Raw genomic sequence first — 7,939 nt, 5'->3', positions numbered from 1 at the left:
AGCAACGGGGCTCACCTCTTCCCATTCCGAACAGAGCAGTTAAGCCCGTTAGCGCCGATGGTACTACATACCGTGGAAGAGTAGGTCGCCGCCTTCTTTATAGAAAAACCCTGACTTTTTAGTCGGGGTTTTCTTGTTTAAAAAAATGCCCTTCGCTTAGTTAATGAGCTGGCATGACCTCCAATATAAATAATCATCAGCGTGGAAGAGCCCCGAAGCACTGCATTTCGGGATTAACCAGCCTTGTCCGGACTGGCAGGTTCCTGCAGCTGTTCATACAGCCTTACACTTGTATTCACAGGCAGTCATTGAATAGGTCGCCGCCTTCTTTATACTAAACATAAACACTTAATTACATCTGTAATTAAGGGTTATTTATTTTTAATCTTTTTAAATTCATCACCACAAAAAAATCTGCATAAACTCAATTATGCAGATTTTTCTTTTTTGTCTTCTATAAAGAACTTAAACTTAGATCAGACCAGCTCTCTTGAGCAATGCTTCTGGGTCTGGTTTCCTGCCTCTGAATTTTTTATAGAGCTTCATCGGTTCGATGGTTCCCCCTTTTTGAAGTATATTTTCTTTGTAATTCATAGCTACAGATTCATTGAAAATTCCTTCCTTTTTAAACAGTTCGAAAGCATCCGCATCTAGTACTTCTGCCCATTTATAAGAGTAATACCCAGAACTATAACCGCCCTGGAAGATGTGCCCAAATGCTGTGCTCATACAGATAGTATCAAGCTCAGGCAATAACTCTGTAGAGGCAAAGGCTATGTTCTCATGCGCTTTTACATCAGTGATGCCTTTGGTGCTTTTCAGGGCGTGCCATGCCATATCAAGCTTTCCGAAGCTTACCTGTCTAGTGGTCTGTATACCTTCCATAAAATTTGAAGAGCGCTTGATTTTTTCAATATAATCTAAAGGTAAAACTTCATTTGTTTCGTAGTGTTTTGCAAATAGCTCCAAAGCTTCTTTTTCATAACACCAATTTTCCATGAGCTGACTAGGGAGTTCTACAAAGTCCCAGTAGACTGAAGCACCAGAAAGCGATGGATAGGTCGTATTGGCATTCATAGCGTGTAATGCATGTCCAAATTCATGAAAAAGGGTGGTAACTTCATTAAAAGTTAAAAGTGAAGGCTGTTTTTTTGTTGGTTTTGAAAAATTACAAACAATTGAGACTTGTGGTCTTTCTTCTACACCATCGTGTTTGTATTGATCTTTATATGTAGTCATCCAGGCGCCATCTCTCTTGCCGGGTCTTGGATGAAAATCAGCATATAATGTGGCTAAATACTTGTTATTTTCAAAGACTTTGTAGGTCACCACGTCTTTATGGTACACCTCTAAGCTCTCATCTTTCTCAAATCTTAACTTGAAAAGGTTCGCGGTGATTTCAAACATACCCTTGATCACCTGATTCAGTTCAAAATACGGCTTAAGCGTCTCTTCGTCTAAATCAAAGGTTTTCTGCTTAAGCTTTTCAGTATAATAAGCTTTATCCCATTTTTGAAACTTTTTGAGGCCATCTTTTTCTAAGGCAAAACTCTTTAGTTCCTGTATTTCTTTCTCTGCTGCCGGAAGCGCTTTTTCCAGAATATCATCCAGAAAAGATTCCACATTGTCTATGCTTTTCGCCATTCTTTCCTGAAGAACAAAATCAGCGTGAGAATCGAATCCCAATAGTTGGGCTCTTTCCAATCTCAATTCTACGATATCTAAAACTTGTTTTTCATTATTGAATTCATTGTTTTTGAAAGCCTTGGAACCAAAGCCTAAAAACATTTGTTTTCTTAAGTCTCTATTTTCACCAAACTTCATTACCGGGATGTAAGTGGGATAGTCTAAAGTCAAAATATAACCTTCCTTAGCTTTTTCTTTTGCCAGTTCTCTGGCAGAATCTTTTACAGAATTAGGAATGCCCTCTAACTCGCTTTCATCAGAAATATGTAACTCAAAGTTATTGGTCTCGGCTAAAACATTTTCGCCAAATTTTAAAGAAGCAAGTGATAGTAATTTGTCTATTTCTCTTAATCTGGCTTGTTTTTCCTTGTCCAAGTTAGCTCCGTTTCTTGTAAAATTTTTATAGATTTTTTCAAGAAGTGTCAATTGTTCTTCAGAATAATGATGAGAAGTCCTGTTGTCAAAAACATATTTGATTTTTTTGAATAAATCGGTATTTAGGAGCAAGTCATTATTAAATTCACTCAAAAGAGGTGATATTTCCTGAGCTAATTTTTGAATTTCAGGATTGGTTTCAGCAGAATTTAAATTAAAGAATATACTACTGATTCTTCCTAATAGGTTTCCTGAAAATTCCAGTGCTTCGATAGTATTCTTATAGGAAGGAGAATCAGAATTTGAGACTATTGATTCAATCTCTTTTCTTGCTGCTTTCAAACTTTTTTGAAAGGCAGGTTTGAAGTGTTCTGTTTTTATCTTTGAAAAAGGAGGGTGATCAAATTTTTGTAATAATGGATTGATATCTGACATAAATTAATTTTGATTTAGCTTTTTTCTTCCTTGTTGAAATAAACGAGATAATAAAACATCTGACGATCTTCATCCCAGCCTTTTTCAATGAATTTTTCGGCGCTGTCCCCTTTTACAAAATCCATTTTAATTTGGACATTGGTGTCCAGGTTAATTACGCTTTTTATTTTTTTTCGCGCTGCCGTCACTGCAGTATTTGATATCGGAAAATCCGAAAGGTCTTCGACTTTATATTTCGGCGCTTTTTCCGTTTTATAGTTTTGAAATTCAGGTTCCAGAGCTGGATTCTCGAGGACATCTTTCAGGAAATTTTGTTCGTTGAAGTTGTCATTGGAGGCGAAATGATTCATGGCTTTATTCATGAAAAGCACTTCTTGCTGCTTATCTTCAGCAGGGAGGACGACGTCTTTGGCGAAATTCTCACAGAATTTCAAATACTTTTTGGTATAAAAATTCTCATCTTCAAAAAAGTCAACTTGAAGGAATTGTTCTAGCCAATATTTGGTATCGTATTTATTGGAATCTACTGAAAGTATTTTGTAACCGTTTTCTTTTTCAGTATTGAAAATCAAGGCGCCTTTATCTAATTTATTCAAATAAACACCTTGTTGAAGAATAAGGTCCAGGTTGTTTTGCTTTTCTTCAAACTGAAGAAAATCATGTTTCAATTCGGATTTAAAAATTCCTACTGCAGAGACTTTTTCGTTGTCTAAAAGCATATTTTCAAAATAAACCACATAGACTTCTCCACCTTTTATGTGTTGGTGCTTTGACTCTTCAAAAAGCAGTCTCGTTATCTTTTTGGAGATGGAATGACTTTCAGACGGGTTGTTAAAAATATCTGTAGTGAGGCTGAAGAGCTGGTGAAACTCCAGATCATTGTCATGGACGAAATGGTAGTAGTTTTCCTCTTTGTCTCTAAATGATTTAAGGAAATACTCTTTGATAAGAGGTTTCAGTTCATCAGACAACTCATGAGGTTCTTCAGAAATAAATAGGGATTCATTTCGGCTTTTGTTACCTACACGGTGAATGGACATGCTCTCAATTTGAGCACTGAATAAGTTGATCATATAAAAAGTATGTGTTTATCTGTTAATGTTAGTAGAATTTGATTAATTCCAGTTTTCATCAAAATCGAAATCATCTAAGTTTTCAAATGTGATGTCATCGTCATCATCGTCCTTATCATCATCAAAATCATCCAATTTTTCAGCCTCGAATTTCTTTTCAGGCGGAGACTCGGGTAGCTGGCCCTGAGCAAACATGAGATTAGGGTAGTCTTGCCCTTCTTCTGGTTCAGCAATATCAGCTAATTCTACATAAAATGTCCACATGCTAAAGAAATCGTAGACATATATCATTTTGGTTTGATCTCTGGAAAAAACGCTGTCCAGTGTGGTTTCATTCATCATATTGACTCTATCATCCTCATCACCCATGTTGAAGAGCAAATATTCTTCTCCCTGATTCCATTCCTCATCACTTTTATAAAATGAAGCCATTTCGGTTCCATCAAATCCAAAAGCCTGAGCAATAGAATTGTGAAGGTCTTCCAAAGTGGAATCATCTCTTATTTCGATATCTCTTATGACATCGTCCAAGGTGTCTAAAACGACTCTATATTTATAAATCATAAATTTTGTTTTTTTGAAATTAATTTCGCTTCAAAACTTTGCATTAAAATATAAAATTGAACTCCAAATAACAAAGCCGCAAAGACTAAATGTAAAGGTTGAGAAAGAAACGGGAAATCTAAATAATACATGGCGATTCCGCTCAGAATTTCAAAAGCAACTAATAACATCATCCAGTTCGTTAATTTAAAGCCCAAATTTCTGGATTTATTCAGCCACCAGATCCCAGCATTCAGCAGAAGCACTAAAATAGAAAATGAGCGATGCGCATAAAAAACCAACGTAGGATTTTCCAGCCATTGGCTTTTATTAGAATAACCTACCATATCTATCTGTTCATCCACAAACTGCCTGACTTGAGTCCCCATAGCCACCTGAATTAAGCTAAGAATAACGGCAAACACAAGTAAGTTTCTAAATGTAAATGTGGTTTTCAATGAAGAGTCATTGTTCGAAGATAACTTGAGGATATAAATAAGCAGGGCTACCAGTAAAAGGGCCACAAGCATATGTATGGTAATTCTGACAGGGGATAAAACAGAGTAAACAACTGTCGCGCCCAACCAAGCTTGGAATAAAAGCAAGACCAGACATAATACAGAAAATAAGGTTAGTTTTTTATTTTTCTTCCATTGACCAAACGAACTTATGGTCATGATCAGTATGGCAATACCAGAAAGCGCCCCCAGAAGTCTGTTGATGTATTCTATCCATGTATGAGCGGCATTGAACTCAGCATAATCATGTTTTTCATAGGTATTCCAATGCGATTGCTTAAAAGTTTCTGATGACGTAAAAGGTTTTTTGGCCACTTTAAGTGATTCCTCCACAATAATGACTTGTCCTTTAAAATAATCATGATTCTCTTCCCATTTCAACTGACTTTCTTCTGTAGGCGGGATATAGTAACCAAAGCATTTCGGCCAGTCAGGACACCCCATACCGCTTCCAGTCATCCTTACCACAGCTCCTGCGATGATAACGAGGTAAATGATAATTAGGGATGCTTTTATAGATTTTCTAAACACGATTTATATTTTTACCAAAGATAATTTATATGCTTTAGTTGGAACCCTTATTATCAATTTTAGAAGGGTATTTTGGGATGTTTTTGAGAAATATTAAGTCTGTGGTTTAAAGCCGTAAGATTCTCCTACTTTGAGCATAAATTCATAAGCGGCATCATATTCATTGGGGATAACACCATCTAGTATAGCCTCTTTAATTTTCGCCTTAATTTCTCCAACGGCCTGACAAGGCTGGATATTGAAGGTTTCCATGATTTCAGTTCCTGAGACCGGAGGCTGAAAATTCCTTACTTTATCACGCTCTTCAACCTCCTTAATTCTGTCTCTTACGAGTTTGAAATTGTTGTGATATTTTTTGTAGCGTCTAGGATTTTTAGTGGTGATATCTGCTTCACAAAGTGTCATTAAGTCTTCCAGATGTTCGCCAGTATCGTGAACCAATCGTCTTACAGCAGAATCAGTTACGTCTTCATCCACAATGGCTATTGGTCTTGAACTTAGCAAAACAAGCTTTTGAACGAATTTCATTTTATCATTCAGTGGCATTTTTAATCTTTTAAAAATTTGATACACCATTTTGGACCCTTTAAATTCATGTCCATGAAAAGTCCATCCAATTTTTTTATGAAACCGTTTTGTGGGGGCTTTCCCTATGTCATGCAGTAAGGCGGCCCAGCGCAGCCATAAATTATCGGTTTCTTTGGAAATATTGTCTACTACTTCCAGGGTATGCCAGAAGTTGTCTTTATGTTTTTGTCCGTCAATTTCATCTATGCCTTCCAGATTGGTGAGCTCAGGAAGTATTCGCTTCAGCAGTGTAGTATCGTGAAGTAATTTAAAGCCTATGGAAGGCTTTTCAGACGCCAGAATTTTGTTTAATTCGGAAACTATACGTTCCTTGCTAACAATATCGATCCTTGAAGCATGATCCTGAATAGCCTGAACGGATTTCGGCTCAATCACAAAATTCAATTGAGATGAAAACCTAATGGCTCTCAGCATCCTCAGAGGATCATCAGAAAATGTAATTTCCGGATTTAAAGGTGTTTTAATCAATTGTGATTTCAAATCTTTCAAACCGTCAAAAGGGTCTAAAAGTTTGCCGAAATGAGCCTTGTTCAGTTGAAGCGCAAGTGCATTGATGGTGAAGTCCCTGCGATTTTGATCATCTTTGAGATTTCCTTGTTCCACCTCAGGGTTTCTACTGTCTTCAGAATAAGATTCTTTTCTTGCACCCACAAATTCAACTTCAAGCCCAAAAATATTCAGCATAGCTGTACCGTAAGTTTTAAAAACCTTAACCGCTGGTTTACCAGGTAACTTTTCTGAAACTTTTTCAGCCAGTTCAATACCGCTGCCAACGGCGACAACGTCAATATCTTTGGCATCACCGCGTTTTAAAAAGAAATCCCTTACAAAGCCACCTATGACGTAAGCCTCTAAGTTGAGTTCGTCTGCGGCTTCAGAGAGAACAGTAAATATTTTATGTTGTAAGGCTTCTTGGTAATAATTATCAGACATTTTATTTGCGAATCACTTCAACCTTACCATCAAGATCTAATTTAATGATTGTGGAAGGTTTTTTGTTTTTATTGGATTGGTGCAAATTTACGACATAGTCTACGCCTTTTAAAATCTCTTCTGAAATTTCATAGAAATTGGCGGGTGTTTTTTGTCCACTGATGTTGGCAGAAGTGGAAACAATGGGCTTTTTATATTTCTTTACAAGCTCTTTAGCAAAAATATCATTGACGACTCTTATACCCAAGGTGTCATCCTCTGCGATAAGATTGGTTGAAATTCTGATTGGATTCTGATAAATTATCGTTGTAGGTTTATCTGCATATTTTAAAATATCATAAGCTACTTCCGGGATTTCTTCCACATATTGATTGAGCATTTTAAAGTCCGAAACCAAACAAATTAAGGACTTGTCATTAGCTCTTTGTTTTAACTCATAAATTTTGTCGATAGCTTCTGCGTTTGTAGCATCGCAGCCAATTCCCCAAACCGTGTCAGTAGGGTAGAGGATTAGTCCGCCCCTTTTAAGGGTCTGTATGCAGTCTTGTATGGTTTCTTTTTGATCCTTCATAGTTTTGTCTTTATTTGAATTACTTTTTGACTACTGTGGCATATTGAACAAAGAAAATGTCGAAAGCAGAAAAAAATAAAAAAAGATTATAAAGATAGGGTTTTAGTGAACCTGTTTTATTAATTCCTTTATGTGTAATGATTTTGAAACCTAAATCTTCATACATTCTTTTAATGCTTTTTTTGGTGAAAAACCTCAAATGTGTATGATCCATCACTCCGCTTTCTTCATATTTCCAATCCTTTTTAAGAACTAGCGATTTTAAGGCGCTGTGGTATCTTATGTTAGGGATCGAACTTATTATCCGTCCTTTTTTTGTCAGTTTATTTTTCATTTTATTTAAGACCATGTATGGGTCTATCAAATGCTCCAATACATCATTAAAATAAATAACATCAAAATAGTCGTTTGGTAAATCATCAATGAATTTTTCACATTCTCCAATGAATACTTTATCTAAAATTTTCTCGGCTTTTTCACCATGGGATCGCATATATTCTATCCCCCAGGTTTCAGTATGATATTTATCTTTTATCTGTTTGGCAAAAGCTCCTTGTCCACAGCCCACGTCCAATATCGTTTTTGCATCTTCAGGACAAAACTCTAACATTTCAGGTCTTTTGTTGAAGTAGTATTTGCCTTTTTTATTCAGATAATCCATAAATATGCTTGTTATTAATCATTTT

The 7,939-nt window shown here is 36.2% G+C and carries 7 protein-coding genes and 1 rRNA gene; 1 reads left to right on the top strand and 7 read right to left on the bottom strand.

Annotated elements, in window-relative coordinates; all coding sequences use genetic code 11:
- A 5S ribosomal RNA gene (gene rrf, locus BLP81_RS07990) occupies nt 1-97 on the top strand; the annotation flags it as partial.
- A gap of 374 nt (nt 98-471) precedes the next feature.
- On the opposite strand, the gene BLP81_RS07985 is transcribed toward rrf, so the two are convergent.
- The 7 genes from BLP81_RS07985 to BLP81_RS07955 form a co-directional block, all read right to left on the bottom strand.
- A complete protein-coding gene (locus tag BLP81_RS07985) occupies nt 472-2,496 on the bottom strand; it encodes a M3 family metallopeptidase (protein WP_093367923.1) in 2,025 nt (674 codons plus the stop codon).
- 14 nt (nt 2,497-2,510) lie between these two features.
- Nucleotides 2,511-3,569 (bottom strand): nucleoid-associated protein, encoded by a 1,059-nt coding sequence (locus BLP81_RS07980; protein ID WP_093367922.1) that lies wholly within the window; start codon nt 3,567-3,569, stop codon nt 2,511-2,513.
- Between the two features lie 42 nt (nt 3,570-3,611).
- On the bottom strand, nt 3,612-4,133 hold the full coding sequence (locus tag BLP81_RS07975) for an IS1096 element passenger TnpR family protein (RefSeq protein ID WP_093367921.1): 522 nt from the start codon (nt 4,131-4,133) through the stop codon (nt 3,612-3,614).
- Nucleotides 4,130-5,161: a COX15/CtaA family protein gene (locus BLP81_RS07970; protein ID WP_093367920.1), complete on the bottom strand. Its 1,032-nt coding sequence runs from the start codon at nt 5,159-5,161 to the stop codon at nt 4,130-4,132. Before BLP81_RS07970 ends, BLP81_RS07975 begins: the two co-directional genes overlap by 4 nt.
- Before the next feature lie 93 nt (nt 5,162-5,254).
- The gene (locus BLP81_RS07965; RefSeq protein WP_093367919.1) at nt 5,255-6,682 is read right to left on the bottom strand and encodes a CCA tRNA nucleotidyltransferase; all 1,428 of its coding nucleotides are present in this window, start codon (nt 6,680-6,682) and stop codon (nt 5,255-5,257) included.
- Between the two features lies 1 nt (nt 6,683).
- Nucleotides 6,684-7,253, bottom strand: coding sequence for an L-threonylcarbamoyladenylate synthase (locus BLP81_RS07960; RefSeq protein ID WP_093367918.1), 570 nt, complete (start codon nt 7,251-7,253; stop codon nt 6,684-6,686).
- 19 nt (nt 7,254-7,272) lie between these two features.
- Entirely contained in the window at nt 7,273-7,914 is a 642-nt protein-coding gene (locus BLP81_RS07955; protein ID WP_093367917.1) for a class I SAM-dependent methyltransferase, read from the bottom strand.
- Nucleotides 7,915-7,939: the final 25 nt, after the last annotated feature.

This window comes from Psychroflexus sediminis (assembly GCF_900099815.1).
Taxonomy (GTDB): Bacteria; Bacteroidota; Bacteroidia; order Flavobacteriales; family Flavobacteriaceae; genus Psychroflexus; species Psychroflexus sediminis.
The sequence above is the reverse complement of the archived record's forward strand: the minus strand, read 5'-3'. Positions and strand labels throughout refer to the sequence as shown.